Origin of the sequence: Ureibacillus thermosphaericus (assembly GCF_012396605.1) — a bacterium.
GTDB lineage: Bacteria > Bacillota > Bacilli > Bacillales_A > Planococcaceae > Ureibacillus > Ureibacillus thermosphaericus.
On sequence record NZ_JAAXPW010000009.1, the window covers coordinates 13,497 to 39,639 of the forward strand.

The 26,143-nt window shown below is 34.1% G+C and carries 25 protein-coding genes and 1 other annotated feature; of the genes, 5 read left to right on the forward strand and 20 right to left on the reverse strand.

From position 1 onward, the window contains the following. Positions 1–259 precede the first annotated feature (259 nt). Both proB and HF990_RS05580 read left to right on the forward strand, forming a co-directional pair. Complete coding sequence (proB, locus tag HF990_RS05575) at positions 260–1,345, forward strand: glutamate 5-kinase (RefSeq protein ID WP_016837826.1); 1,086 nt, start codon at positions 260–262, stop codon at positions 1,343–1,345. 29 nt (positions 1,346–1,374) lie between these two features. Beyond that, the gene (locus HF990_RS05580; RefSeq protein ID WP_016837825.1) at positions 1,375–2,640 is read left to right on the forward strand and encodes a glutamate-5-semialdehyde dehydrogenase; all 1,266 of its coding nucleotides are present in this window, start codon (positions 1,375–1,377) and stop codon (positions 2,638–2,640) included. A gap of 147 nt (positions 2,641–2,787) precedes the next feature. On the opposite strand, the gene HF990_RS05585 is transcribed toward HF990_RS05580, so the two are convergent. The 5 genes from HF990_RS05585 to HF990_RS05605 all read right to left on the reverse strand — a co-directional run bounded on the left by HF990_RS05585 (position 2,788) and on the right by HF990_RS05605 (position 7,573). After that, positions 2,788–3,120 carry a YqzG/YhdC family protein gene (locus tag HF990_RS05585; RefSeq protein ID WP_016837824.1) on the reverse strand — a complete coding sequence of 111 codons (333 nt, stop codon included), beginning with the start codon at positions 3,118–3,120 and terminating at the stop codon, positions 2,788–2,790. A gap of 226 nt (positions 3,121–3,346) precedes the next feature. Continuing rightward, complete coding sequence (gene argH / locus HF990_RS05590; RefSeq protein ID WP_016837823.1) at positions 3,347–4,720, reverse strand: argininosuccinate lyase; 1,374 nt, start codon at positions 4,718–4,720, stop codon at positions 3,347–3,349. A 176-nt stretch (positions 4,721–4,896) separates the two neighbouring features. Beyond that, positions 4,897–6,105: an argininosuccinate synthase gene (locus tag HF990_RS05595; RefSeq protein ID WP_016837822.1), complete on the reverse strand. Its 1,209-nt coding sequence runs from the start codon at positions 6,103–6,105 to the stop codon at positions 4,897–4,899. A 168-nt stretch (positions 6,106–6,273) separates the two neighbouring features. Beyond that, positions 6,274–7,026 (reverse strand): SDR family NAD(P)-dependent oxidoreductase, encoded by a 753-nt coding sequence (locus HF990_RS05600; protein ID WP_016837821.1) that lies wholly within the window; start codon positions 7,024–7,026, stop codon positions 6,274–6,276. 103 nt (positions 7,027–7,129) lie between these two features. Further along, entirely contained in the window at positions 7,130–7,573 is a 444-nt protein-coding gene (locus HF990_RS05605) for an RrF2 family transcriptional regulator (RefSeq protein WP_016837820.1), read from the reverse strand. Positions 7,574–7,777: 204 nt separating this feature from the next. Between HF990_RS05605 and hmpA the strand changes: the two genes are divergently transcribed. Continuing rightward, complete coding sequence (gene hmpA / locus HF990_RS05610) at positions 7,778–8,935, forward strand: NO-inducible flavohemoprotein (protein ID WP_016837819.1); 1,158 nt, start codon at positions 7,778–7,780, stop codon at positions 8,933–8,935. A 370-nt stretch (positions 8,936–9,305) separates the two neighbouring features. Here hmpA and HF990_RS05615 read toward each other — a convergent pair whose 3' ends face one another. Next, entirely contained in the window at positions 9,306–10,244 is a 939-nt protein-coding gene (locus tag HF990_RS05615) for an MBL fold metallo-hydrolase (protein ID WP_016837818.1), read from the reverse strand. Positions 10,245–10,382: 138 nt separating this feature from the next. Further along, positions 10,383–10,593, forward strand: a binding site (T-box leader). Positions 10,594–10,657: 64 nt separating this feature from the next. On the opposite strand from HF990_RS05615, the gene proC reads away from it, so the two are divergent. Then, positions 10,658–11,464 carry a pyrroline-5-carboxylate reductase gene (gene proC, locus HF990_RS05620; RefSeq protein ID WP_016837817.1) on the forward strand — a complete coding sequence of 269 codons (807 nt, stop codon included), beginning with the start codon at positions 10,658–10,660 and terminating at the stop codon, positions 11,462–11,464. 462 nt (positions 11,465–11,926) lie between these two features. On the opposite strand, the gene HF990_RS05625 is transcribed toward proC, so the two are convergent. The 3 genes from HF990_RS05625 to HF990_RS05635 all read right to left on the reverse strand — a co-directional run bounded on the left by HF990_RS05625 (position 11,927) and on the right by HF990_RS05635 (position 14,437). Further along, the gene (locus tag HF990_RS05625; RefSeq protein ID WP_016837816.1) at positions 11,927–12,157 is read right to left on the reverse strand and encodes a hypothetical protein; all 231 of its coding nucleotides are present in this window, start codon (positions 12,155–12,157) and stop codon (positions 11,927–11,929) included. A gap of 72 nt (positions 12,158–12,229) precedes the next feature. Further along, on the reverse strand, positions 12,230–13,186 hold the full coding sequence (rnz, locus tag HF990_RS05630; RefSeq protein ID WP_168412190.1) for a ribonuclease Z: 957 nt from the start codon (positions 13,184–13,186) through the stop codon (positions 12,230–12,232). A gap of 18 nt (positions 13,187–13,204) precedes the next feature. Continuing rightward, on the reverse strand, positions 13,205–14,437 hold the full coding sequence (locus HF990_RS05635) for a DNA polymerase IV (protein ID WP_016837814.1): 1,233 nt from the start codon (positions 14,435–14,437) through the stop codon (positions 13,205–13,207). A 186-nt stretch (positions 14,438–14,623) separates the two neighbouring features. On the opposite strand from HF990_RS05635, the gene HF990_RS05640 reads away from it, so the two are divergent. Then, entirely contained in the window at positions 14,624–15,172 is a 549-nt protein-coding gene (locus HF990_RS05640) for a biotin transporter BioY (RefSeq protein WP_016837813.1), read from the forward strand. Between the two features lie 75 nt (positions 15,173–15,247). Here HF990_RS05640 and HF990_RS05645 read toward each other — a convergent pair whose 3' ends face one another. From HF990_RS05645 to HF990_RS05695, 11 genes are all read right to left on the reverse strand, one after another. Then, the gene (locus HF990_RS05645) at positions 15,248–17,041 is read right to left on the reverse strand and encodes an S-layer homology domain-containing protein (RefSeq protein WP_168412191.1); all 1,794 of its coding nucleotides are present in this window, start codon (positions 17,039–17,041) and stop codon (positions 15,248–15,250) included. A gap of 226 nt (positions 17,042–17,267) precedes the next feature. Next, positions 17,268–17,822, reverse strand: a complete 555-nt coding sequence (locus HF990_RS05650; RefSeq protein ID WP_168412192.1) for a 5' nucleotidase, NT5C type — start codon at positions 17,820–17,822, stop codon at positions 17,268–17,270. A 15-nt stretch (positions 17,823–17,837) separates the two neighbouring features. Then, positions 17,838–18,917 (reverse strand): FAD-dependent monooxygenase, encoded by a 1,080-nt coding sequence (locus tag HF990_RS05655; protein WP_016837810.1) that lies wholly within the window; start codon positions 18,915–18,917, stop codon positions 17,838–17,840. Further along, positions 18,904–20,019: a bifunctional diaminohydroxyphosphoribosylaminopyrimidine deaminase/5-amino-6-(5-phosphoribosylamino)uracil reductase RibD gene (gene ribD / locus HF990_RS05660; RefSeq protein WP_016837809.1), complete on the reverse strand. Its 1,116-nt coding sequence runs from the start codon at positions 20,017–20,019 to the stop codon at positions 18,904–18,906. Before ribD ends, HF990_RS05655 begins: the two co-directional genes overlap by 14 nt. A gap of 11 nt (positions 20,020–20,030) precedes the next feature. Then, positions 20,031–20,729 (reverse strand): GTP cyclohydrolase II, encoded by a 699-nt coding sequence (locus tag HF990_RS05665; protein WP_050988840.1) that lies wholly within the window; start codon positions 20,727–20,729, stop codon positions 20,031–20,033. A 447-nt stretch (positions 20,730–21,176) separates the two neighbouring features. Next, a complete protein-coding gene (locus HF990_RS15195; protein WP_016837807.1) occupies positions 21,177–21,920 on the reverse strand; it encodes a 3D domain-containing protein in 744 nt (247 codons plus the stop codon). 235 nt (positions 21,921–22,155) lie between these two features. Further along, positions 22,156–22,371, reverse strand: coding sequence for a hypothetical protein (locus tag HF990_RS05675; RefSeq protein ID WP_016837806.1), 216 nt, complete (start codon positions 22,369–22,371; stop codon positions 22,156–22,158). Between the two features lie 184 nt (positions 22,372–22,555). After that, entirely contained in the window at positions 22,556–23,197 is a 642-nt protein-coding gene (locus tag HF990_RS05680; RefSeq protein WP_168412193.1) for a precorrin-2 dehydrogenase/sirohydrochlorin ferrochelatase family protein, read from the reverse strand. A 138-nt stretch (positions 23,198–23,335) separates the two neighbouring features. After that, entirely contained in the window at positions 23,336–24,043 is a 708-nt protein-coding gene (locus HF990_RS05685; RefSeq protein WP_168412194.1) for an ABC transporter ATP-binding protein, read from the reverse strand. Positions 24,044–24,048: 5 nt separating this feature from the next. Then, a complete protein-coding gene (locus HF990_RS05690) occupies positions 24,049–24,831 on the reverse strand; it encodes an ABC transporter ATP-binding protein (RefSeq protein ID WP_016837803.1) in 783 nt (260 codons plus the stop codon). Between the two features lie 11 nt (positions 24,832–24,842). After that, on the reverse strand, positions 24,843–26,135 hold the full coding sequence (locus HF990_RS05695; RefSeq protein ID WP_040764502.1) for a branched-chain amino acid ABC transporter permease: 1,293 nt from the start codon (positions 26,133–26,135) through the stop codon (positions 24,843–24,845). Positions 26,136–26,143: the final 8 nt, after the last annotated feature.

Below are 26,143 nucleotides of genomic sequence, written 5' to 3' on the forward strand. Positions count from 1 at the left end.
AGATTAGTAAGCTGCACACTGTTGGAAAGAGAGCGATGTCCATAGGCTGAAAGACATCGTACAAATAAGAGCTGCTGAACCTGCTTCGCTAGCTTCTAGCTAAAACTAGACGCATGCTCAAAGCGTTATTTGAGGTAAAGTGGGATTATGTTGGCATAATCCAATTTAGGTGGTACCGCGGAAACTCCTTTTTCGCCCTAAAAATAAGGGCGAAAAAGGTTTTTTTATTTTAGTAGAAAGTTTTTAAGGATGGTTGTTGATGGAGAAGAAAAGAATTGTCGTTAAAATAGGTTCAAGTTCGCTTACAAATTCAAAGGGTGAAATTGACTATGTTAAAATGAAAGATCACGTTGACTCAATCTATCAAGTTGTCAAAGAAGGCCATGAAGTTCTTCTTGTTTCTTCTGGTGCGGTGGCGGCAGGATTTCGAAAACTAGGTTACCCTACTCGACCAGTCACTTTAAAAGGAAAACAAGCAGCTGCAGCTGTTGGTCAAAGTTTACTTATTCAACTTTATGCAGATCAATTTGCAAAATACGGAATCACAACAGCCCAAGTGCTTCTAACACGTACCGATTTTTCAAATAAAGAGCGTTATAAAAATGCTTTTGCAACTTTTAGTGAGTTGTTAGAACGTTCTATTTTGCCTATCGTAAATGAAAATGACACTGTTTCAGTGACAGAACTTACTTTTGGCGACAATGATATGCTTTCTGCCCTAGTAAGCGGGTTAGTACATGCAGATCAACTCATTATTTTGACGGATATTAACGGTTTCTATGACGATAATCCTTTAAAAAATCCAAAAGCTAAACGGATTCGTCATCTAACTGAAATTACGGATGACATGCTTCAACTAGCAAAAGGTGCTGGCTCCAAAGTGGGAACGGGAGGCATGCAATCCAAATTGCTAGCTGCTCGCACCGCTTTAAAAGCTGGTGTCAAAGTATTTATTGGAAAAGGAAGTGGACCAAATAAATTGCTCGATATTTTAAATGGTCATGGTGATGGAACGTATATTGATCGTGATCATCTAGCTATACTACCTAACCAAAAACAATGGATTTCTTTTACAGAAACAAAAGGAAAATTATTCATCGATAAAGGTGCTGAAGAAGCATTGTTATTAAGAGGAAAAAGTTTATTGCCTGCAGGGATTTTTCGAGTTGAAGGTGAATTTGACCGCGGTGATGTTGTGGAAGTCTATGGAGAATCAGGTCTGTTAGGTCGAGGAGAAGTGCTTTATTCCAGCAAAGAATTGGCTTTTGCTTGTGGTAAAAAAACCGAAGAACTTCACTCAGGATATATTGAAGTCATTCATCGAGATAAATGGGTAAAATTATAATATTTTTCTAGAATGAAGGAGGTATTTTCATGACACAATTTATGGTAGGTAGCGAAGTTAAAACAAAAGGTAAATTAGCGAAATTTGCAAGTTATTTAATGAATGTAAAAACAACAGAAGAAAAAAATGACGCATTAGCAAAAATTGCGGAACAGCTGCTTATTGAGAAAGATGCCATTCTTGAAGCAAATAAAAAAGATTTAGTAAGCGGAAAAGAAAATGGTTTAACCGATGCAGTACTAGATCGAATCATGTTAAATGAACAACGCATTCAAGCAATGTGTGAAGCTATATTTCAATTAATTTCCTTACCAGATCCAATCGGTGAAGTGTTAGAAAGTTTTACAAAAGAAAATGGATTAAAAATTGAAAAAAGACGAGTGCCGCTTGGAGTTGTATGCATGATTTACGAAGCCCGTCCAAATGTTACAGTTGATGCAGCTACATTATGTTTAAAAACTGGAAACGCTGTTATGTTGCGTGGAAGCTCATCCGCTAAACATTCCAATATAGCTCTTGTTTCATGTATACACCGTGCGTTAGAAAAATCCGCATTGCCGATTGATGCGGTTCAGTTGATTGAAGATACACGACATGAAACAGCTTCTGAATTATTCCATTTAAAAGAATATATTGATGTATTAATTCCTCGCGGCGGTAAAAAATTAATTGATTTAGTTGTAAAAGAAGCCTCTGTCCCAGTGCTTGAGACAGGAGCTGGAAATTGTCACATCTATGTCGATCAATCAGCAGACTATGAAATTGCTGAAAAAGTCATTATCAATGCGAAAACACAAAGACCTTCTGTTTGCAATGCAGCAGAAAGCTTATTAATTCACAAAGATTGGTTTAAACTGCACGGAAAAAAATTATTAACAAACTTAGAAAATGCTGGGGTTGAAATTATTGGGGACGAAAAAGTATGCGATGTGTTACCACATGCTACACTAGCATCAGACGAAGATTATGCAACGGAATATTTAAGTTTAACGATTAGTGTGAAGATTGTGAATAATGTTGATGAAGCAATAGATCATATCAATTATTATGGTACGAAACATTCGGAAGCAATTATCACAAATGATGAGAAAAGTGCTGAAATATTCTTAAACCGCGTTGATGCAACAAGCGTCTATGTAAATGCTTCCACACGCTTTACAGATGGATTTGAATTTGGGTACGGTGCAGAAATCGGAATTAGTACACAAAAACTTCACGCAAGAGGTCCAATGGGATTACCAGCTTTAACATCAACGAAATATTATATACGTGGAAATGGTCAAATTAGAGGATAAATAGTCCATCATAAAAATAACCTATCAATACAATGAAGTGTTGATAGGTTATTTTATCAATTTTGACATATATAAGTTCTTTTCAACAGATTCAACAACATAACAAGGAGACTTGTCCAATTCTATAGAAGAATTTTGCACCAATTCTTAACGATCTGTTTCCCTATAGAGAATATCGATGACCTCTTCCGTTTCATTATCGAAAATAATATCAACATAGACGCCAAATTCACGATTGCCTTCTCTTAACCAAAGTTTAAATTTTTCCGTAGTAGTCTGATCTCCAATTTCTCTTCCGATATGGAGATAATCAATAATATTTGCTTGTGCATATTTCTCTTTTACCTTCTCCATAGCGATTCTTCCCCATTTTGCATAAGCAGGTGCAGTTTGTTGGGCATTGCTATCGGGAGAATCGGACATTATGTTGGCAACAAAGATTGTTGAAGCAATTAAGACAAGAGAAATGACGATTCTCAATGTGGTAACCTCCTTTTCCTTATTGTTTTCTATTTTGAGGAGGCTATTCATTAACACAATGACATAAAAAAGAGTCCACTGAAAAATCGTATTGAGACTCCCATTTACGGTGCTGATAATAGAAAGTTGTTTCGATTATCCCAGGAGCAAATTTATAAGAAATTATGATCATAAATAGTGAGAGTGTATAGAAAATTTTCGACCTTTCTATACACTCCCAAACAAATTAATTTAAACATGCTTTTGCTTTTTCGATTTGCACTCGAACTTGTTCAAAACCTGTCCCACCTTGAGAGAGACGACGAGAAACAGCCGCTTCAGGTTTAAGTACTTCATAAACATCTTCTTCAATCAGTTCACTTTCCGCCTTCATCTCATCTATGGACAAGTCTTGTAAGAAAATACCTTTTTGAATACAAGTAAAAACTAACTTTCCAGTCACTTCATGTGCTTTACGGAACGGCATTCCTTTTGTAGCGAGATAGTCTGCAAGTTCTGTGGCATTTGAAAAATCGCTATGTACCGCTTTGTGCAATCGTTCCGTATTAACAGTCATTGTTCGAACCATTCCTTCAAAGATCTTTAATGATCCTAAAATTGTTTGAAGAGTATCGAACATTCCTTCTTTATCTTCTTGCATATCTTTGTTATATGTTAATGGTGTTCCCTTTAACACCGTAAGTAAACCGATTAAATTCCCATATACACGACCCGTTTTTCCACGGATTAATTCTGCCATATCTGGATTTTTCTTCTGTGGCATGATGGATGATCCAGTAGAAAAGGAATCATCTAATTCGATAAATTTAAATTCATCAGTAGACCATATAATGATTTCTTCTGCAAAACGGGAAAGATGAGTCATCAGTATAGATGAATTCGATAAAAATTCTACAATGAAGTCCCGATCACTTACCGCATCCATTGAATTTTCATAAATTCTACTAAAACCTAACAAATCTGCAGTCAATTGACGATTAATTGGAAATGTTGTGCCAGCCATTGCACCTGCCCCTAAAGGTGAAATATCGATACGCTTCATTGATTCTTTAAATCGTTCTTTATCACGCTCTAACATCCAAAAATACGCCATTAAATGATGGGCGAAACTAATTGGTTGTGCTCTTTGCATATGCGTATAACCAGGAGCAATTGTATCGATATGCTGCTCTGCTTTTTGTAAAATTGTTTTTTGGAAAGTTTCAATTAATTCGATTACTTCTTTTACTCGTTTCTTTAAAAATAAGTGAACGTCTGTCGCAACCTGGTCGTTGCGGCTTCGGCCAGTATGCAATTTCCCGCCAACAGGACCAATTAAATCAATCAACATTTTTTCAATGTTTAAATGGATATCTTCATTTTCAATTTTATATTCAAGCTCGCCATTTTCAGCACGCTTTTTTAATTCATTTAGTCCCCATTTAATTTTTTCCACATCTTCTTCCGGTAAAATACCTTGTACACCGAGCATTGTTACATGAGCAAGACTTCCTTCAATATCTTCCATCACTAATTGCTGATCGAAACCAATGGACGCTCCAAATTCATCAACCCAGCTTTCTGCTGATTTTTGGAAACGGCCTCCCCAAAGTTTTGTCATTTGTTCCACCTATCCTTACTAAAAATAATGTTACAATTCATGTGAAAAAGAATAGCGAAGTAGTCTTGGTACGCTTGAGTAACCACCATTCTCAAGCACATTATTTTAAGAACAAGCCTTCTCCACTAACCCTGTCTTAAAATAATCATCCCTAGACCTCTTCGCACTCAATATAATTATTTACTGTTTACTTCTTTATTGTTTACTTGTGATGCTACTACAGTTGGAAGACCCCAAAGTTCGATAAATCCAACCGCTGATGCATGATTAAATACATCTTCTTTAGAGTAAGTAGCTAATTTTTCACTGTATAAAGAATTTGGAGATTTGCGTCCTTCAACAATTGCATGTCCTTTAAATAATTTTACGCGAACTGTACCGTTTACATATTTTTGTGTTTCTTTAATGAAGGCACAAAGAGCTTCACGAATTGGGTTAAACCATAAACCATCGTAAATGACTTCAGAAAGTTTTTGTTCGATGATTGGTTTAAAATGAGCTAATTCTTTTACTAATGTGATGTCTTCTAACTCTTTATGTGCAGTTAAAAGGACTTTTGCACCTGGAATCTCATACACTTCACGAGATTTAATACCAACTAAACGGTTTTCAACATGATCAATGCGTCCAACACCATGTCGGCCAGCGATTTTATTTAACTCTAGAATTAAATCTGCCAATTTCATTTCTTGGCCATTTAATGCTACCGGTTTACCTTCAACAAATTCAATTTCTACATATTCTGGTGTATCTGGCGCATTTTCAATTGATACAGTTAAACCATATGCTTCTTCTGGAGGAGCTACCCAAGGATCTTCCATAACTCCTGCTTCATTTGCACGTCCCCAAAGGTTTTGGTCAATGGAGAATGGCGAATCAATTGTTGCAGGTACTGGTACGTTATGTTTTATTGCATATTCGATTTCTTCATCACGGCTCCAAGCCCATTCACGCACCGGCGCCAACACTTCCAAATTCGGATTTAATGCTTTAATAGATACTTCAAAACGAACTTGGTCGTTTCCTTTACCCGTACAGCCGTGAGCCACCGCATCTGCGTTTGTTTTGTTTGCAATCTCTACTAATTTTTTCGCAATTAATGGACGAGATAAAGCAGAGACTAATGGATATTTTTGCTCATACCAAGTATGTGCTTGTAGCGAAACAAGCGCATACTCCTCTGCAAATTCATCTTTTGCGTCAATAATATATGATTCAACAGCCCCAACTTGAAGAGCTTTCTTTTGTATAAATTCTAAATCTTTCCCTTCACCCACATCTAAACAAACAGCTACGACGTCGTAACCTTGTTCTTTTAACCAAGGAATCGCCACTGATGTATCAAGTCCACCTGAATAAGCTAAAACTACTTTTTTATTTGCCATATCAAATACTCCTTTGATAATGAATGTATTTTTATACAATTTTATAAAACTTTATACATGAATGTTATCAGATTATAATTTCAAATACAAGTGAATTTTTATAAGTTTGTAGAACATTTTATTACTTAATATAATTGTATAAAATTTAAATTTTTGCAAGATTTAAAATTATTTTTTTGTAAAGAATTTCTTACCTAATGTTTCAACAATTGTAGGTGCGACTGCATATAGCTTACTTGTGATATTCAAAATTTTAGGTAAATTGATTTCTCTTAATGGCCGATCAATTAATTTTATAACTTCTTTGGCTACTTTTTCAGGACTCAATAATACCCCTTTTAGAGAATTTCTATATGAAGCTGATGATGAGGAAGCTTTATCTAAAAATGGAGTATCAATAGGTCCCGGATAAACAGCCGATACTTGTACATTGTGTGGTTCTAATTCCATTCTTAACCCGTTTGCAAATCCCGTAATTGCGTGTTTCGTTGCTGCATAAATACTCGCCTTTTTTGTTGCTACTTTCCCAGCTTGAGAACCAATAAATATAAAGTGACCAGAGCGTTTTTTTATCATTTTCGGTGATAAATTTTTCACCAAATACATTGGAGCTCTAACATTAATGTCTATCATCGCATCAATTTCTTTTTCTGAAAGTTTAAAAGCATATTCAAAAAATCCAACCCCTGCATTGATAATGGCGACATCGATATCAGGAAGTTCGCTGCATATTCGATGAATATCTTCTTTATTGCTTAAATCCCCTTTTATCACTTTTGCACCAAGTTTTAAAAGATGATTAAGCGCTTCCTCATTTCTGCCTGTTGCATATACTTCGTGTCCCCTCTTCAAGCATAATTCTGCAATCATTTTCCCTAATCCACTTGTTGCACCAGTAATAAAAATTTTTTTATTCTTCATAATCGGTATATTCCTTTCTTATTTGTTCAATTTTTTTATGATGGTATTCTATTCATGATTAATAGCAAAACAAAAAGGGATATCCAATAATGGACAATCCCTATTAATCAAGCTTCATTTGAAGTAAATTTGATAATTCTTCTTTCGAATGTAGAAAATCTGCTAATGTGTATCGATCCAACACATTTAAAAAAGCTTGCAAGGCTTCATACAGAACATGTTTTAATTGGCAAGAAGGAGAGATGATACAAAGAGGATTCTCACGATTAAAACAATCAACTATATGAAAATCTTCTTCTGTATGTCTTACAAGTTTTCCGATATTAATATCTTTCGGAGCAACTTTTAAGCGAATTCCTCCACCCCGACCGCGAATTGTTTCGATTAAACCTAATTGGCCTAAATCATAAGTCACTTTCATTAGATGATTTTTTGAAATATTATAACTATCCGCTATCTCTTGAATGGTGGATAGTTGGTCATTCCCTTTTAGACCTAAATATATTAAAACCCTTAAGGAATAATCAGTATATAAAGTTAACCGCAAAATTATACACCACGCTTTTTCCTTTTATAATTCGCATAACATTATACCATTTTTCAATAAATTAAGTTGTTTAAAAGAAAAAAAATTCGTTTTTAAAGATGTATTTTATATACATCAATTGTGGCAAAAATGTTAAAGATGTATCCAAAATATTGCTTATTATTTTTTTAATGTTTATAGTGTTTCTTGAAAGGACGTGAAAATATGTTATCACAAAAAACAATCGACATCGTTAAATCAACAGTACCAGTTCTTGAAAAGCATGGGGTGGATATCACGAAGCATTTCTATAAAAGAATGTTTACAAACCATCCTGAATTAAAAAATGTATTTAACCAATCGAACCAAAGAGAAGGAAGACAACCACAAGCCCTTGCAGCATCTGTGTATGCAGCAGCCGCTAACATTGATAATTTAGAATCCATTTTACCGGTTGTGCATTTAATAGCTCATAAACATAGAGCACTTGGTATCTTGCCCGAACACTATCCAATTGTAGGTGAAAATTTACTAGCAGCAATTAAAGAAGTATTAGGTGATGCAGCAACGGATGAGATTATTGAGGCTTGGGCAGATGCTTACGGTGTTATTGCAGATGTTTTCATTCAAGTGGAAGAAGAGCTTTATCAACAAGCTGAGGCTAATGGAGGATGGCGTTTATTTAAACCTTTTAAGGTAGTAAGGAAAGAACAAGAAAATGAACTTGTTGCTTCCTTCTATTTAGAGCCGGAAGATGGGAAAGCGCTTCCACCTTATCAACCAGGTCAATATATTACAGTAAAAGTAAAAGCACCTGAAGAAGAGTATACGGCTCTACGCCATTACACTGTATCACAAGCACCGAATGGAAATGTTTATCGTATTTCAGTAAAACGAGAAGCGGAAAATAATCCAAAGGGTGTTGTATCAAATTACTTACATGATTATGTTGAAGAAGGAAGCACAATACAAATCAGTGCACCTGCAGGTTTATTTACTCTACAACAAAACGATAACCCTGTATTATTTATAGGTGGTGGAATTGGCGTCACTCCACTTTATGCAATGCTTGATTCAATGGAGTTTGGCCGTAACGTAACATTTATACAATCTGTTCGTAATGAAAAATTAGCTGTGTTCCAAGACCAAATTCAAAAGAAAATTAATGAATTAAAAGGTTCGTACTTTGTGAAATATTCTGATACAGAAGGATACATTACAAAAGAAGATTTATCAAAATACATTCAAGAAAATACAGAAGTATATATATGTGGTCCTGAAGCATTTATGGAAACTGTAATTTCATACGTAAGAGAACTTGGTGTTTCTGAAGATCGTATTCACTTTGAATTCTTCGGACCAGGGCTTTCATTCAAAGCTTAATATTAAATCATTTTCCACCAAATCAAACCGAATTCATCTCAAAGAATAAATTCGTGGGTGTCTAGAAAGTTGAAAACGTTCTGACACCCTCATTTGTTTTTATTAAAATATTTTTCAATCTTTGCTTCTGTGAGTACAAATATACTTGCCATAAAGAGACCGTTTGAAAATGACTTTTCAAACGGCCCCTTCCATATCACATCATATTTCTTGTTTACTAACCTTTTCAGTATTCATTTAAGAATCGACTAGTATGTAAAACCAATCATGTTAACTTCAACTACTTTATAGAATAATAAATATGATTTAACCCTAGTAATCTTATCATTATTCTAGGTCTGAATAACAATTTTTCATGCAACATCTTTTGTTATAGCCTTGAATACAACTCATATTCTCCTACTTGCTCACATCGAATACGCTCATTTTTAACTAAAAGATCTAAATAACCTTGCGTCTTTGATAAAGTTAGCCCAAGTTGATAATCGTTAGCATTTGGGTATAATTCTTTCGTTACTTCATAAACAGTTTTTGGTTCATGTAAAATTTCATAAACTTGATTTGTTCGAAGCAAGTCTTTTTGGATTCTCACATCGACTAATTCTTTAACATCAACAATGTCATTACCGTGACCGGAATATAATTTAGTTATATCTAAAGAAGTTAAAAATTTTAATGATTCATGATACTGAATAAGTGATTTTGGTCTATCAAAAGATAAATCCACCGGTGGTTCAATAAGTGGGTTGGATGCGATTTTCTCTAATAACAAATCCCCACCTATGACTTCTTTTGATTTTTGATTATAAAAAATAAAATGGCTTTGAGCATGGCCAGGAGTATAATAAGCAATTAAACCTGGATGTCCTGGTATTTCATCTCGATCTTTTATAAATTGAGTTAATGGCGTGTTCCCATATAAATCCATTCTTCTTCGGATTTGAATGATTTTTTGAATATATTCTTCTGGAACTGCTTGCTTTTTTAACTGCAATTCATAAAAGTCATCGCGATATGATAATAATTCCTCTTTATTCATCCAATAATCGATATATTCATGCCCTAGTATTCTCGCATTTGGAAATGCCTCAATCCATCCAGCATGATCAGGATGGTGGTGAGTCAAAATCACTTGTTCAATATCACTTAATTGATATCCTGCATTTTTTATTCCATGAACGAGCGCTTCGTACGCAGTTGGTGTTTTCGTACCAACATCAAAAATAGAAAGCGCCTCACCTTTTACTAAAAAAGCATTGACATCTCCAACATCATAGGGAGTAGGTATGATAATTTTTGTTATTTCCATGTCTGTTCCCCCTTGTTTCTCTATCTCTCTGAATGAATACTTATTCATTTTATTTTACTTCTTTTTTTTTAATTAGTCCACGTCACTTAGTTGACATATTTTATCGAAATGCATATAATTTCTGTAATAATTGAACAAAGTATTGCGATGATGAAGCCAAGTAAATGAATTGATGACTTCAGAGAGTGCTGCATTTGGTGAGAGTAGCATAGTCCTCTCAATTCATTGAACCTACTTCTGAGCAGTCATGAAAACATGACCGTTTCCCTTAGCGATAATAAGGGCTAGAGGTGTGCTATTTTTAGCAAACGAAGGTGGTACCGCGGAAACATGCGTTTTCGTCCTTTTTAATGAAGGATGAAAACGCATTTTTTATTGTTCATTATGGATAAAATATATCGGAGGGAAAAGGAATGCAAAAAATTGTATTTATGGGTGCAGGATCAATGGCAGAAGCATTAATTCATGGGTGGATCAAAAATGAAGTTGTTCCTGCTAACCAAATTTATGTAAAAAATCGTTCTAACGTTGAAAGATTACACGAATTAAGAAATATATATGGAGTTCACATTATTGAACAATTAGAAGAAATTAAAGATGCCGATTTAGTTATTTTAGCGATGAAGCCCAAAGATGCAAGAGTTGCTTTTGAATCGATTGCTCCTTATCTTTCCGAAAATACTGCAATCCTTTCTGTTCTTGCTGGAATTGCAATTGAAACAATTGAGAAAGCTCTAGGGGTTCGACCAATTGCAAGGGTCATGCCCAATACTTCAGCAGCAATCGGTATGGCAGCCAGTGGGATTGCATTTAATGAATATGTAACAGATTCACAAAAGTCTATTTATCTACAATTGTTAGAAGCAATTGGCATTGTCATTGAAGTGGAAGAAGATAAACTTCATGCTATCACGGCTCTTTCGGGAAGTGGCCCTGCTTATCTATATTATTTACTAGAAGCGTGGGAAAAAATTGGAGTAGAATTTGGCTTATCAAAAGAAACGGTTAGAAAATTAATGGTTCAAACGATTGCTGGTTCAGCAATGATGCTTCAAAAAGTTAAAGAAGAACCTGAAGTTCTTCGCAGAAAAGTGACAAGTCCTGGTGGAACAACTGAAGCTGGAATAAAAGCATTGGAAAACTTCCGATTTAACGAAGCCATTTATGCTTGTATTAAAAGTGCCGAAGCAAGATCTCGAGAACTCGCAAGGGGTGAGTAATTTTTGTTCTATTCTTTCTTGGGAAAATATCAAAAAATCCCTTGACTAGAAAAGAAATCTCCGTCGTTTCCATTAGTTGACTTTACAGTTAATATTGAAAGAAAATTCAAACTTTATCAACATTGTAAATGCTCCGATTACGGAGCATTTTATAATATTTAAAGAATATCAACCTTTTATCAATTATTTCCTAGGAAATGTATTTTTTTGCTATTTTATGTTGTCGAAATATATATTTTTGACTATTTACTTCGAAATATGTAAGGTTCCAAAAAGAATTTAGACATTTAAACTTGGGTTTTATCACCTACTAAAGTGCATTTTACCATGAAATTGCGAGTATGCTACTTAAGACTATTGACAAGGATTAGTACGAAATTTTGGAGTAGTAACAGAGCAGAATTCTACATAAAAAAATTTGGCTACCAAGAAAGAATTTTTCTTTCTAGATAGCCAAGTTTCTTATAACGCACCGCTTTTAATACGTTTTATAATCGAATAAGATGTATACATTGTAATAGGTAAAAAAATCGCTAATAGAATAATCCAAAAAGATAAAGCCTCAGCTGCTTTTAATTCTTCAAAGTTTGTAATGACAAAAAATATGATTCCAATCATTAAGCACCAAGCTAATAAGTTAGGAAAGACAACAAATAAACGCAGTAACCCCGGATTTATTTTTGGTTGATTCATACTCTCCCCTCCCAACAACATCATACAATAATTATCCTCAATCATTCTATTATTTTCTGAAATTTTAGGTGATTATTTATCTTCATTTCCTTCTGTTAACCTTCCATTTTTCCAATGAAAAAGAGAAAAATCATTTGCTACAAATACGTTAGGGAAAATATTTTTTGATTCTTTTATAATCTTATCTAAATCATGTGGTAAAAATCTTGCGCTGATATGGTTTAAAATTAGATACTTTGCAGCAGCCTCTTTTGCAATATTCGCAGCATCCACATTCGTCGAATGCCCATAATCTGCTGCAAGTTTTTTCGTAGAATAATCGAAAGTCGCTTCATGTATCACGATATCCGCATCTTTGCTTAATTCAATCGATTGATGACAATATTTCGTATCACCTAAGACTGTCACAACAAAGCCTTTTTTGGGTGGTGCAGTTACGTCTTTACTATAAACAATCGTTCCATCTTCTAATGTGACATCTTCCCCACTTTTCAATTTTCCAAGCATCGGACCTTTTGGAACTCCAAGTTTTAATGCCTTTTCAACTAATAGCTCACCAGGTAGCGGTTTTTGTTCAACACGAAAACCATAGCATGGTATGACATGCTCAAGTTGTTTTGCAGTCACAATAAATTGATCATCTTCAAATATTATCCCTTCATGAATTTCTACAAAATGTAAAGGATAGTTTAAATGCGTTTTTGTTAGTTGCAACGTGAATATAACCCAATCTTTTAATCCACAGGGTCCGTAAAGGGTCAACGGTGAAGTTTCCTCTCCTCCTAGAAAGGAACGGGAACTAAGAAAACCTGGTAAACCAAAAATATGATCTCCATGTAAATGGGTAATAAAAATTTTTTCAACTTTCCTTGGTTTAATAGTTGTATGTAAAATTTGGTGTTGCGTTGCTTCTCCACAATCAAACAACCAAATCGTTCCTCTTTCTTCAAATAATTTTAATGCAAGAGAACTTGTGTTTCGCTCTTTTGAAGGCATTCCCGCCCCTGTACCTAAAAACTGTAATTCCATGTTGAATCTCCATTCCTACTATTTATCGATTAAATCGTCAAAGAAATCTTTGCTAAAACTTGTTTTGGATGCATAACTTTTTTTCTTGACATCAATCCCTTTTTGTACAATACCTTTTCCGAACTTCTTTTCCATTGAATGAATAATTTCATAAATAGGCTCTTCTTTTGCAAATTGTTCAAAATTAAATATGGACAGTTGTTCAGCAAAATGTTTTTTATCGATTACGTTAGACACGGTCACTCCAAGAAGGCGGATTGGTGTACCATCCCATGCTTTCGAGAATAATTCCATTGCTTCGCGGAAAATATCTTTTTCTAAATAAATTGGATTTTGTACAGTTTTACTTTTCGATTGATTTTTCCAATGGCAGTCCCGAATTTGAATCGTAATAGTGGAACCGCATAAATTTTTTGCTTCCAATCTTTCTGCAACTTTTTCAGATAGTTTAAGAAAAGTTGTTTCGATATCTTTCATTTCGATGATGTCATATGGTAATGTAGTGGAATTTCCAACGCTTTTTGTATCATAAATTGCATTTGGATCCACTTCCCTTGTGTCAATCCCATTTGCTCTTCTTATTAGTCTAACTCCATTTTTACCCAATTTTTGTTTTAGTAACCTTTCATCGGCTTTTGCTAAGTCTCCAATTGTATAAATATTGAGTGTATGGAGTTTTTTAGCGGTACTCTCCCCTATCCCATGCATTTTTAATACGGGTAAAGGCCACAATTTTTCTCGTACTTCTCTTTTTCTTAATACCGTAATGCCCATGGGTTTTTTCATGTCTGAAGCTGTTTTTGCTAAGAATTTATTTGGCGCTATGCCGATGGAACATGGCAAATCTAACTCATTGAAAATTCGAAGTTGAATCTCTTTTGCGAGTTCTAATGGATGCCGTTCCTTCGAAACTTCTGTTACATCCATATATCCTTCATCAATTGAAACCGGTTCAACAAGATTTGTATAACTTTTTAAAATCGTAAATATTGCTTTGGAGGCTTCACGATATTTTGGAAAATCTGGAGGTAAGATGATTAGCTCTGGACAAGTTTTTAATGCTTCAGCTACATTCATCGTCGTATAAATCCCCTTTGCTCTCGCTTCATAGGAACTAGTTACAATAATGCCGCGCCGTTCTTTCGGATTGCCAGCGATGGCAATGGGTTTTCCTTTCAGTTCAGGATGATAGGCTTGTTCAACTGAAGCATAAAAGCTATTCATATCAACATGAAAAATCACTCTTGCCAAATTATCTCACCTCCAAAGATATTCCTTTCTGCAATATTTTATCATAAACTATTCCATTCCTCTTTTTCTTATATTTCACTTTAAATTATTATTTTCATAGATAAATTCGTATTGACTTTTGTAATAATGTTGGTTATTCTTTTTGTAAACCAATTATATAAACAGGTTAACAAAGGGGAGAAGACGGTGACTTCAACAAAAACTTATGGACTTGTATTAACAGCTTTTGGTGCAGCAATTATTGCCGTATTAGCTCAAATTACAATCCCACTTCCTTTAGTTCCGATTACTGGTCAAACTTTAGCAATCGGGCTTATTGTGACAATATTAGGATTAAAATATGGTACCCTTAGCGTACTTGTTTATTGTTTACTAGGCGCTATCGGTTTACCAGTATTTACAGGAATGTCTGGTGGGTTGTCAATACTCGTTGGACCTACAGGTGGCTATATTATTGGCTTTATTCCAACTGCTTTATTCATGGGATGGTATTTAAATAAATTCGGATATACTTATATCCATGGCTTGATTGCAAACGTTTCGGGAATGATGATCACGCTTGCCTTTGGTACTATTTGGTTAAAATTCGTTGCCGATATGTCATTGTATGCGGCATTCATGGCAGGAGCAGCGCCATTTATACTGTTAGAAATGATGAAGGGTGTCATTGCTGCTTGGGTAGGAATTCTCGTTAGACATCGCTTATTGAACGCAAATTTATTAAAATTAGTTTAATTTGGTTTTGACCTTTTAAAGATACCCCTTCAAAATGTGAAAAACGAATGGCCATTATTGACCATTCGTTTTTAATTATTGTAATTCTTTTGAAGATTTAAAAAGATCATTTCCTTTTTTAATTAAATCTTTTAATTGGTCTTCGTATTTTTGTAAGCTCTTTAGTCCAGAATCTCGATAATTTTTCAGCACTTTTTCCGCGTCTTCAATAGCATCGGATACATTTCCACGAGCTTTAGTAACGCCTTTTTTATCCTTAACTGCCCTTTCCAATTCTTTAATTGCATCCTCTAATTCATCAATTGCATCTTTTAATTCAGCTTTAAAATAATCTTCACGGTTATCTTCTTTTTTATCAATTTCCTTTTCAATGTCATTGGAAAGACTTCTTGCCGTTTTGATTAAATCCTTTAATTCATTTTCTAAAGTTTTTAAGTCCACTCCAGCATCTTTCATAGAATCGTAAGCATCTTCTGCTTTCATGATTGCTTCATTTAAATCTATCAGTTTGCTTTTCAACTCGTTTAACGAAACGTTAGATTTCAATACTTTTTTTCCTTTATCAATTACTTTTTCCAAATCTTTTTTTGTCTTTTTTCCCAATTCTTCGTAATAGTCTTTATCAAAAGTCTTTGCATATGCAGAGGCGTGGTCCCTTTTAGCTCTATTTATATCATATGCAAAAGAAATAATTGTTTGATCTAATTCTTTTTGATATTTTTCTTTAGCAGTCTGTAATATCTTTTCTGCATTATTCATTATCGAATCTAGATTTTTCAAAGCCTGTGATAATTTATTTTTTTGTATTTCATACTCTTCAATTAAATCTTCAAGTTCTTCTAATTCATCTTCAAGTTCATCAATTTTTCTCTCGATATCTCTAATTTTCTGTTTGTCTACTTCTTTTCGTTTTTCTTCTTTCTCTTTTTCTGATTTCTTTTTATCTATTTGCTTTTTTAAATATTGAATTTCTTCTTCAATTTCCTTAATATCTCCTATATCTTTTTTTACATCATTGAGTTTTTCCAGTTGTTTTTCTACTTCTTTTCTCGCATCTCTTAAATCGGTAATGTGAAACTCAATCTCTTTTTTCAATACTTCTAGTTGTATATAATCGTCTACTTGCTCATTACCACCTTGATCTCCATTTTCCTGATTGTTTCCATTGTCATTATTATTTTCTTTATTGTTTTCATTTGAGTCTTCGTTATCGTCCCAACCTTTTAATGTGTCCCAATAATCTTCTTTGTCATCAGAACGTTTTAAATCGATTGTACGAGCAATAAATGTGATTAGATGAGCACGACCTACTCCATCATTCGGTTTAAATAAACCTTCATTAACTGTAATTCCTAATGATCCGATTGTTCCAATGTAAGAATAGTTTTCATCATTTTCTGGAACATCAGAAAATCGTTTTAATGTTGGAGCTTCCAATTCATAAGCTTTTACTAAAATTTTTGCCATTTCAGCACGAGTGATTTCCTCACCAGGTTTAAAATATTTCCCTTTATCAAATACACCGAGCTCAGTCAATTTTGCTATTGCTCCATAGTGAGGATTAGGAACATCCCCATATTGCTTTGGTACGTCTTTAAATCCAGGGTCTTTTACATTTTCCAAATCAAGCCCCATCGTTCTCGCAACGAAAGAAGCTGCTTGTGCACGATTCACATTTTGATATGGTCTGAATGTGTTGTCATCAAAACCTTTAACATAATCAAACTTTAAAAATTTTTTCAGTGGCTCAATATAGAAATCATCTGCTTTAATATCCTTAAATGGAAGTTCATTAGCACTGGCGGACATAGCACCAGCAGCGATTAAACAGGCGGCAATGGATGCGGCAATTTTTTTCTTAAATTTCATTTATATTACCCCTTTTCATTTATGTATTGATACATTTTCATCGATATCTTCTATATTATTTAAACGTATAGTAGAAGAAAAAGTTACAAAAATGTGTATAATTGTGAGTTTTTACCTATACACTTCATAATATCGACAAAATATTTCTTAACTGTATATACCTATTATTAAAATACCATAAAAAAACATACAATGAAAATTTTCCATTGTATGTTTTTAGGAAATATTATTCTAGTTTAAAGTTTTTCCAATCATATACTCTAGGGAAAGGAACATGTCCATTATAAGATTGATGCTTTACATAAACTTTTGTATTGGAATCTGTTAATGTCTCCAGTACAGCGGGTTTATCATCAAAATAAACATCCAAATTAAGCTTCTGAATGATCTCCATCTTTTCGTGATCCTTCATTCCGCAATAAAAATGTTCATCAATGACCGGAAAACCTCGATTTTTCATCCATTGTCGAGTTTTTTCACAATATGTTTTCGGTCTCGATGTGATATAAAAAATGGAATGCCCTTCTTTTTCAAGTTTACGGATAAAATCAATTGCCCCTTCAAAAACTGGACAGTCTGTAAAGTAAATTTCTTCCATTAACGAATTCCACATTACATGACCTTCATCTTCGTCTAACCCGAAAAGTTCATGAATTTCCACTCTTTTTAATTGATGAAAAAGAGCAATATCAATCTGTTTTCCTAATTTTTTATTATAAAGATGAAAAGCATGTTCTCGTAAGTTAATCAATGTATCATCTATATCAAAACCGATTTTCACTTTTCCCCTACTTTCTTAACCAATGATAATAAACTGGGTAGAAAAGTTTTTTTCCTTTTCTATTTGCAATTTTTGTAATTTTTTTACTTCTTCTTTTCTTTGTTTCTCACATTGGGATAAACGTAATTCATTTATATTTCCGGGATCAATACATTCAGATAACCGATCTGCATCTTTTAAAGCACTGTTTAATCCAAAGGCTCCAGTTGGTGTCATCGCATGACATGCATCACCTATTAACAGTATATTGTCTTTTCTCCATATTTCTGTGTGATTACTATAGACATCTAATAAGACAAAATCATCCCAAGTAGTAATATGTTTTCGAACCGATTCTTCTAATTCAGGAAATGCTTGAATCAATTTATCTATAAACAGTTGTATAGATTGTTTGCGGATTTTCGAAAAGGATCCCTGTGCAATGTTCCAGCCAATTTGCACATAACCCTTAGCTTGGGTAAATAATGATAATTGGAAACCATCTACTTCAGCCATTTTTATGGATGGTTGCCAATTGTCTGGTGCCGGTATTTTTGCCCAAAGTAAGTCATAGCCATGTTTACGTGTTATTGTTTCAATACCTGCTTTTTTTCGGACAGTGGAATATCTTCCATCAGCCCCTATAATCATCGAACTATGTATAAGGATTTCTTCCTTACCTCTTTTCCCTTTAATCCCAATGAAATGACCATTTTCATCTTTAAGTAAATCAATCACTTTTGTATTTGTCATGAGAGAAAAATTTTCGTATTTTTTTGCTTCTTCGATAATTACTGATAATAGATGTGCTTGCGGAACATGGATTCCTAAATGGCCAACTTGTTTCTCAGGTTGAATTGTTTTAAAGAGTTTTCCATTTTTCCAATATTCAATAACTTTCATTTTTAACAATCCGAGTTTTTCAATTTTTGAATACAGATTATGTTTCTTTAAAATATTTTCTCCATCTTCATTCAAATGTTCACCTCGGAATTCCCTTGCAATTTCCTTATGTTGTTCAAGAAGGGTGACAGAAATCCCCTTCTTTGCTAATAGCAGTGCAAGTAGTGAGCCACTCGGTCCAGCACCCACAATCAATATATCAGTGAATATCATGTTGATCACCTAGTTTTGGATAAGCAATTATTCGTAAATCTTCTCCAACTTTATCGAATGAGTCAATTTCTACTTTTGCCGCTAAATTCATATTATCAACATCATCACCAGCTACCGGGGTAATGGAGTGGCGCCCTCCTAATATTTTTGGTGCAATGTAAATAATATATTTATTTACAAGTCCAGCTCTGATAAACGAGGCGTTTATTTCTCCTCCACCTTCAACTAACACATCTGTTATTCCATGTTTATATAATTGTTCCAACATTTCATCTAAGCAGATACCCTTTTGATTTTTAGAACAGTATATAAAATGTACATTTTTCTTTTTAAGTTCCGCTATTTTGATTGGATCCGCACCGGTAGTTGTCACAATAATTGTTTCAGCTTCGTCATTTAAAACATTTGCATCCATCGGAATTTGTAAATGACTATCTAAAATAACTCGAATTGGGTTTTTCCCTTTTTGATTGGGCAATCGTGTCGTCAATAGCGGATTATCTTTTAAAACGGTTCCTATTCCTACTAAAATCGCATCAACTTCATTGCGTAATTTGTGAACTTCAAGGCGGGCTGCTTCACCGGAAATCCATTTTGAATGTCCAGTATGCGTTGCGATTTTCCCATCTAATGTCATGGCAAATTTTGAAATAACGAAAGGACGATTTGTCAACATATTATGAATAAATCGTTCATTCAATTTTCTCGCTTCATTTTCTAATAAGCCTACTTCTACCTCAATTCCTGCTTTTCGAATGATGTCAACACCTTTACCCGCAACGAGAGGATTTGGATCAAGTGTCGCCACTACCACTCTGCTAACACCAGACTCTTTCACTAAATTTGCACAAGGAGGGGTTTTGCCATAATGAGAACATGGCTCTAGCGTGACATATAAAGTGGCACCTTTTGCATGCTCTCCTGCCATATGAAATGCATGAACTTCTGCATGGGCTTCTCCAGCTTTACGATGTATTCCTGTTCCTACGATAACCCCATCTTTTACTATGACCGCCCCAACAACAGGATTTGGATTTGTTTTGCCCTTTGCCGTTCGCGCTAAATTTAATGCTAATTCCATGTAATCACGATCCGTTAACACAATGACCCCTCCTAAAACAATTGTTTCTCTGGTATGTGACCTGCCTTTTTAATTTTCGTTTCTAAATAATAACGATTTGTTTCAGTTAAGCCGCCCCAAAGTGGAATATGTTTATCAGCTAATAGACCATGATGTTTTAACGCTTCCAGTTTTTTAGGGTTGTTTGTAATTAAAGTTACAGGTTTATTGCGAAGAGTCTCTAATACTTTAATTGCTTCTTCATAGGACCTTGTATCATCTTCAAAACCAAGTGCATGGTTGGCTTCTACTGTATCATAACCTTCTTCTTGCAATAAGTAAGCTAATGATTTTGAAAATAATCCAATCCCACGGCCCTCATGATTCGCTAAATAAAAGATTGCACCACATCCATGTTCAACAATCATTTTCATCGATTCATGTAATTGATAACCGCAATCACACCGTTGACTTCCGAAAATATCTCCAGTATGACAAATGCTGTGCATACGAATAAGCGCTTCCTCATCATTTTCAAAATCTCCGTAAACCAATACAGATGATTGTTGAGATTCTTGCAAGTTCGCACTTAAAATATAATTTAACACTTCTTCCTTTGTTGAAATGGGTTCATCTAGCTTCAACCAAGTATACCACTGGAATGTGGCTTCAAAATTATCTTGTTTTACAGGGAGTTTTACTGGGCCAACAAGACAAATTTGCTCATTTTCTTTATATGAAATTAACTGCATTTTTTTAAGCAAAATGTCATTCTTATTTAATAGTAGATTTTTCAATATTCATCACCTAATTCAACTAAATCTATTTAAAATTCCTATTTTATTAATAGGAATTAATCTTTGCCTTTTTTAATATAGCTGAAATAGGTTTAAAAAGCAAAAGAAGTGTTTTCCATGTTACTTTTTGTATAATAATAGAAATATTATTTAGATAAAACATTTTCGTACGAACTAATTGCTATTTTACATTTTTAATTTCGGCAGATTTTTCTTTATTATAAGAAGTGCTATTTTATCATCTTTATGCAATCAATGAACATGACTTTAAGGGGATAAAAGTCGACCAATTGTTATAATTTATTTGATTGACAATATAATAAAAAATACACTTCATTTTCTAAAATAATTGAAAGTGAAGTGTATTTTTTATGAGTTACTTTTTCATCATGATATGAAATGTTAATCTAAAATTTTAATTTTTACCTTTTTTACTCCCCACTGCATTGCTTGATCATGGGAAGGGATGAATACATCAATTTTATTTCCTTTAATGGCTCCTCCAGTATCACCAGCAATTGCATAACCGTAGCCTTCCACCCATACTTTTGTACCGAGTGGGATAATGTTAGGATCAACAGCAATTACTTTCATATGTGGATTTTCTCGTAAATTTATCCCATAAGCAGTAGTACCAGAACATCCTTCACAGTATGCGGTATATGCTGTTGCTGTAACAGTCATTTCTTTTAATGATGACGGTTCATCTTCTTTTATCACTTGCTGAGTGGTAGTAGGTGATGCTTTCGTTTCTCTTTTCGGCAAGAAGCCTCCCGTTGTGTCAGCTACAATAGAAATCGGTTTGTATTCTTTTTTGTATTTTTCGTCATTGTAAATAATCAATTTCTTACCTGGATGAATCAATGTATTGTCTAAATCGTTCCATTCCATTAATAAATCTAATGGTACTTCATGATTTAATGCAATTCGGAACAAGTTGTCCCCTTCCTTCACAGTGTATATAGTAAATAGTGGGGCTTTCATAAAAGCAAGTTGGCGAGTAATTGCATCTTCCACCACTCCATTACCTAAAATGTTGGTGACAAAGTCGATTTCCCCTTTTTCCACTGATGTTTCTTTTGCATATGTCAATGATGTTGTAAACAATGTCAAACATAAAAGTATATATGCTACAATTTTTTTCATACTTAGTCCTCCTTAACAAACAAACTTGCAATTCACTTTTTGTTAATACGAACTAAGTATTGTCCAAATATTTACATTTTTATTCATAATTTGATAAAAATTAAATAATACAGCTTTCAAACTAGTTGATAAAATGAGAGAAAGGGCTTGTATCAGAAAATTGCTTAGTTCAAAAAAAGGTTCTGAATCGTTGCTACAAAAAATAAAATCCTCTAGAAAATCTCTAGAGGATTGTTTAATTTAGATATTCATCCGAACAGCTTGGGAACATATATATTCCTTGTATCATATGAAAATCATAATGTCTTTGTATAAATTTTTCTTGATATAAGTATTCCATTAAGGAGATTTCATGCTCATTTGCACTGCATAATACCCCTGAGACACTTAATCCATTTTTAAACGAAACACCGATGGGCTGACCGATTAAATATTTTATTTTTTCAAACACGATTTGCCCCCTTTCTTACCCCATTGTATGCTTCTATTCAGTTAATTGGCTGTGTGGGCTATTTAAGAAATCTTTAGAGAGCAACTCATGTAAAATAAATGTTTAATCAATCAGGTCTGTCTACTATTGGTTTAGAACAACCTGAAACTTGTTAGTTAGTTTACATAATATATTTATTTCTATATTAAAACGATTGTCCTTTTACTTGCTGCAACATTTCCTTAAATATTTCATTTCTTTTTATTACATCTCCTTCAACCGTAAGATTGTAAAATTTGGAATCCAATAATTGGGTTAAAAGTTTTTTCCTTAATGAACGATCAGCAATTTGATTTAAAACGATATGACGAGCGTAATCTAAAAATTCTATATAGTCCTCAAATTTTTCATCAAATTGTTGTTCGAGATCTTTTTTAATTTTTTTTGCTAAACTAGGACTAGCACCGCCAGTAGAAATGGAGATGTTAAGTTTCCCTCTCTTTATGGTTGCTGGTGTAATAAAGTCACTATCTTTCGGATTATCTGCAAGCAACAAAAGTTGATGTTCTTTTTTATGGATTCGTATTTCATGATTTGTAGCTGAATCATTTGTTGTAGCAATAATGATATTTGCCTGTTCAATATCTATAGGTTCAAAAGTTTTTTCAATCCATTTCGCGTTATTGTGTTTCATCCATTCCTTAATTTCTGGAATAATGGTTGGACTAATGATCGTTAAGTTTGCTTCTGTTCCCTCTAATCCTATTAGTTTTTGATAAGCAACACGTCCCCCACCGATTACGACAACATTTTTATCTTTTATATTCATCATGATTGGATAATACATGATTGACCCCCTCTGTTATATAATCATTCTTTTAAATTTTGTTTATTACTATAACCTAAAATTCATTATTAAATATAAAAATACACCATTTTTCTTTATTGAAAAATGATGTATTTTTGAACTAATAACTATCTTTATTTATGCAAGATATGCTTCTTTTACCTCTTCATTTTCAGCAAGTTCTTTTCCTGTTCCCGTTAAGACAATTTCACCATTTTGAATAACGTAACCTCGGTGTGCAATGCTTAATGCCTGATATGCATTTTGTTCGACTAACAAAATTGTAATGCCCATCTCATTCAATTGAAGTATGATTTCAAATATTTGTTCAACGACAATTGGAGCAAGTCCCATAGAAGGTTCATCAAGCATTAATAAATTAGGCTGCATCATCAATGCTCGACCGATTGCAAGCATTTGTTGCTCCCCGCCACTCATTGTTCCACCCTTCTGATTCATGCGTTCTTTTAATCTCGGAAAGTAAGTAAAGACATTTTCCATACGTTCTTCGATTACTGCTTTTCCCTTTACAGAAAATGCTCCCATAAGCAAATTTTCTTTCACTGTTAAATTGGCAAAAATTCTTCTACCTTCTGGTACGTGACTAATTCCCATCAATGTTGTTTCATGGGCTTGTTTGTTTGTGATATCTTGTCCATTGTAGAGTATCGCTCCTTTTTTCACTTTTGCTAAACCACTTATTGATTTTAATGTCGTTGATTTTCCCGCACCATTGCTCCCTATTAAAGTAACGATTTCTCCACGTTCTACTTGAAAACTTACCCCTTTTAATGCCTGAATTGCTCCGTAGTAGGTTTCAATATTGTTCACTTCCAAAACAGTCATTCCACTCACCTCTTTTCTAGTTCCAAAGCAGCTTTTCCTAAATAGGCTTCTATCACTTTTGGATTCGATCTTATTTCATCTGGATTACCTTCCGCAATTTTTTCGCCATGGTCAAGAACGACAATATGCTCAGAAATTTCCATAACTAATTTCATATCATGTTCAATTAAAATGACCGTTACATTGAATTCTTTTCCCATCCGTTGAATTACTTCGGTTAATTCCCGCGTTTCTCTTGGGTTCATTCCTGCTGCTGGTTCATCCAGTAAAAGTAATTTCGGTTTCGTTGCTAAAGCACGAGCAATTTCCAACTTTCTTTGGTTCCCATAACTTAGACTGCTCGCTTTTTCGTTTATAAATGGTTCCAGATTAAAATATTCCAAAAGTCGATAAGCTTCCACTTCCGCCTCTGACTCTTCTTTTCTTGTATTCGGTAGATTAAGAAAAATTCCTAATAGATTTCCTCTTAAATGGGTATGCATTCCAACTAATACATTTTCGATGACCGTCATTTCCCCGAAAAGACGGATATTTTGGAAGGTTCTGGAGATACCACGTTTAGCAACCTGATCTGGCTTTAATCCAACAATAGACTTGCCTTCTAGTAAAATTTCCCCTTCAGTAGGTTGATAAACTCCTGTAATCATATTAAAAAATGTCGTTTTTCCAGCACCGTTTGGACCAATTACTGCTGTAATGGAACCTTGTTTAACAGCCATTGAAATATTGGAATTGGCCGTTAATCCACCAAACTTCTTAGTTAAATTGGAAACTTCTAATATATTCATTGCTACACCCCCTAGGCTTGCACTCGATCTGTATCATTCGAACCTATATTGGATATTGCAGCTTTTTTCTGAGCTCTTTCTTTTATTTGTTCTACGTCAAACTTTTTATTCTTTGCAGGAATTAATCCCTTTGTTCGATAGATAGCAAAAATAACTAGTAGCACCCCAAAAATGAATCGTTGAAGTTTTGCAGGTGTTAATGCATCAGGAATTGTAATCACACCTTGTAAACTTAATTGATTCAGCCAATTCGTCAACTCCGTTAATACTTGCAAATTTAAAATTGTTACTAATGCTGCCCCTAAAATGGCTCCCGGAACACTACCCATTCCACCTAATACAACCATTACTAAAATCGTAAATGATTCTAGTAGTGTAAAACTTGTTGGATCTATAAATTGTTGCTTAGCTGCAAATACAACGCCCATGATACCCGAAAAAGAAGCACCTAAGGCAAAGGCGAGTAATTTTGTTTTCACTAACGGAATACCCATCGCTTGTGCAGCAATTTCGTTTTCTCTAACAGCCTTCCATGCACGACCTATTTTTGAATGTTCCAAACGATTTACTGCAAAAATCGTAAATAGTAAGATGAAGAGGACAATAAAGTAGTATTGATTTGGATAAATAATTTCCAATCCAAACAGATTTGGTGGTGTGATGGATGCAATCCCCATAGCACCGTTCGTAAAGTTAATTGGTCTATCTAAATTATTGAAAATAATTCGGATGATCTCACCAAAAGCAAGAGTAACTATAGCTAAATAATCTCCTTTTACCCGTAGCACAGGAACACCAATTAACACTCCGGCAATTGCTGCCATAATACCACCGATAATTAAAAAACCCCAGAAAGTACTACCACTTAATGGATATTCACCGAAGGGCATAAAGTTGGATGCCTGTGAAGTTGCAAAAATACTATACGAATACGCGCCAACCGCGAAGAACGCAACAAAGCCAAGATCTAATAATCCCGCCATCCCAACGACGATATTTAATCCAAGCGCCATCGCTATATAAATACCCACCATTGTTGCTACTTCCATATAAGAATGGAAGGCTGGTCCACCGCTAGACGCAAATGGTATAAGAATGAATAATAACCCTAACGCTATTAACCATTTCGTCACGACCTTTAAATTCATATAATAGAGAATTAATAGTGAAGACAGTAATAATAAGAATGAAACAACGGATTTTTGAGAGAAGTATAATGCGGATGAAGTCACGATGATGAAAAGGGTAAACAAAGTAATTTGAACCGATTTCTTTTGCAATAACATCGATAATTTTTCTTTCATTTCCATCA

What these genes read in the sequence shown, in the direction of transcription:
- proB (WP_016837826.1), top strand. Translation starts at nt 260, where the DNA reads ATGGAGAAGAAAAGAATTGTCGTTAAAATAGGTTCAAGTTCGCTTACA.
- HF990_RS05580 (WP_016837825.1), top strand. Translation starts at nt 1,375, where the DNA reads ATGACACAATTTATGGTAGGTAGCGAAGTTAAAACAAAAGGTAAATTA.
- argH (WP_016837823.1), bottom strand. Translation starts at nt 4,720, where the DNA reads ATGACAAAACTTTGGGGAGGCCGTTTCCAAAAATCAGCAGAAAGCTGG.
- HF990_RS05595 (WP_016837822.1), bottom strand. Translation starts at nt 6,105, where the DNA reads ATGGCAAATAAAAAAGTAGTTTTAGCTTATTCAGGTGGACTTGATACA.
- HF990_RS05600 (WP_016837821.1), bottom strand. Translation starts at nt 7,026, where the DNA reads ATGAAGAATAAAAAAATTTTTATTACTGGTGCAACAAGTGGATTAGGG.
- hmpA (WP_016837819.1), top strand. Translation starts at nt 7,778, where the DNA reads ATGTTATCACAAAAAACAATCGACATCGTTAAATCAACAGTACCAGTT.
- HF990_RS05615 (WP_016837818.1), bottom strand. Translation starts at nt 10,244, where the DNA reads ATGGAAATAACAAAAATTATCATACCTACTCCCTATGATGTTGGAGAT.
- proC (WP_016837817.1), top strand. Translation starts at nt 10,658, where the DNA reads ATGCAAAAAATTGTATTTATGGGTGCAGGATCAATGGCAGAAGCATTA.
- HF990_RS05625 (WP_016837816.1), bottom strand. Translation starts at nt 12,157, where the DNA reads ATGAATCAACCAAAAATAAATCCGGGGTTACTGCGTTTATTTGTTGTC.
- rnz (WP_168412190.1), bottom strand. Translation starts at nt 13,186, where the DNA reads ATGGAATTACAGTTTTTAGGTACAGGGGCGGGAATGCCTTCAAAAGAG.
- HF990_RS05645 (WP_168412191.1), bottom strand. Translation starts at nt 17,041, where the DNA reads ATGAAATTTAAGAAAAAAATTGCCGCATCCATTGCCGCCTGTTTAATC.
- HF990_RS05655 (WP_016837810.1), bottom strand. Translation starts at nt 18,917, where the DNA reads ATGATATTCACTGATATATTGATTGTGGGTGCTGGACCGAGTGGCTCA.
- HF990_RS05665 (WP_050988840.1), bottom strand. Translation starts at nt 20,729, where the DNA reads ATGCAGTTAATTTCATATAAAGAAAATGAGCAAATTTGTCTTGTTGGC.
- HF990_RS15195 (WP_016837807.1), bottom strand. Translation starts at nt 21,920, where the DNA reads ATGAAAAAAATTGTAGCATATATACTTTTATGTTTGACATTGTTTACA.
- HF990_RS05680 (WP_168412193.1), bottom strand. Translation starts at nt 23,197, where the DNA reads ATGTATTATCCAATCATGATGAATATAAAAGATAAAAATGTTGTCGTA.
- HF990_RS05685 (WP_168412194.1), bottom strand. Translation starts at nt 24,043, where the DNA reads ATGACTGTTTTGGAAGTGAACAATATTGAAACCTACTACGGAGCAATT.
- HF990_RS05690 (WP_016837803.1), bottom strand. Translation starts at nt 24,831, where the DNA reads ATGAATATATTAGAAGTTTCCAATTTAACTAAGAAGTTTGGTGGATTA.
- HF990_RS05695 (WP_040764502.1), bottom strand. Translation starts at nt 26,135, where the DNA reads ATGAAAGAAAAATTATCGATGTTATTGCAAAAGAAATCGGTTCAAATT.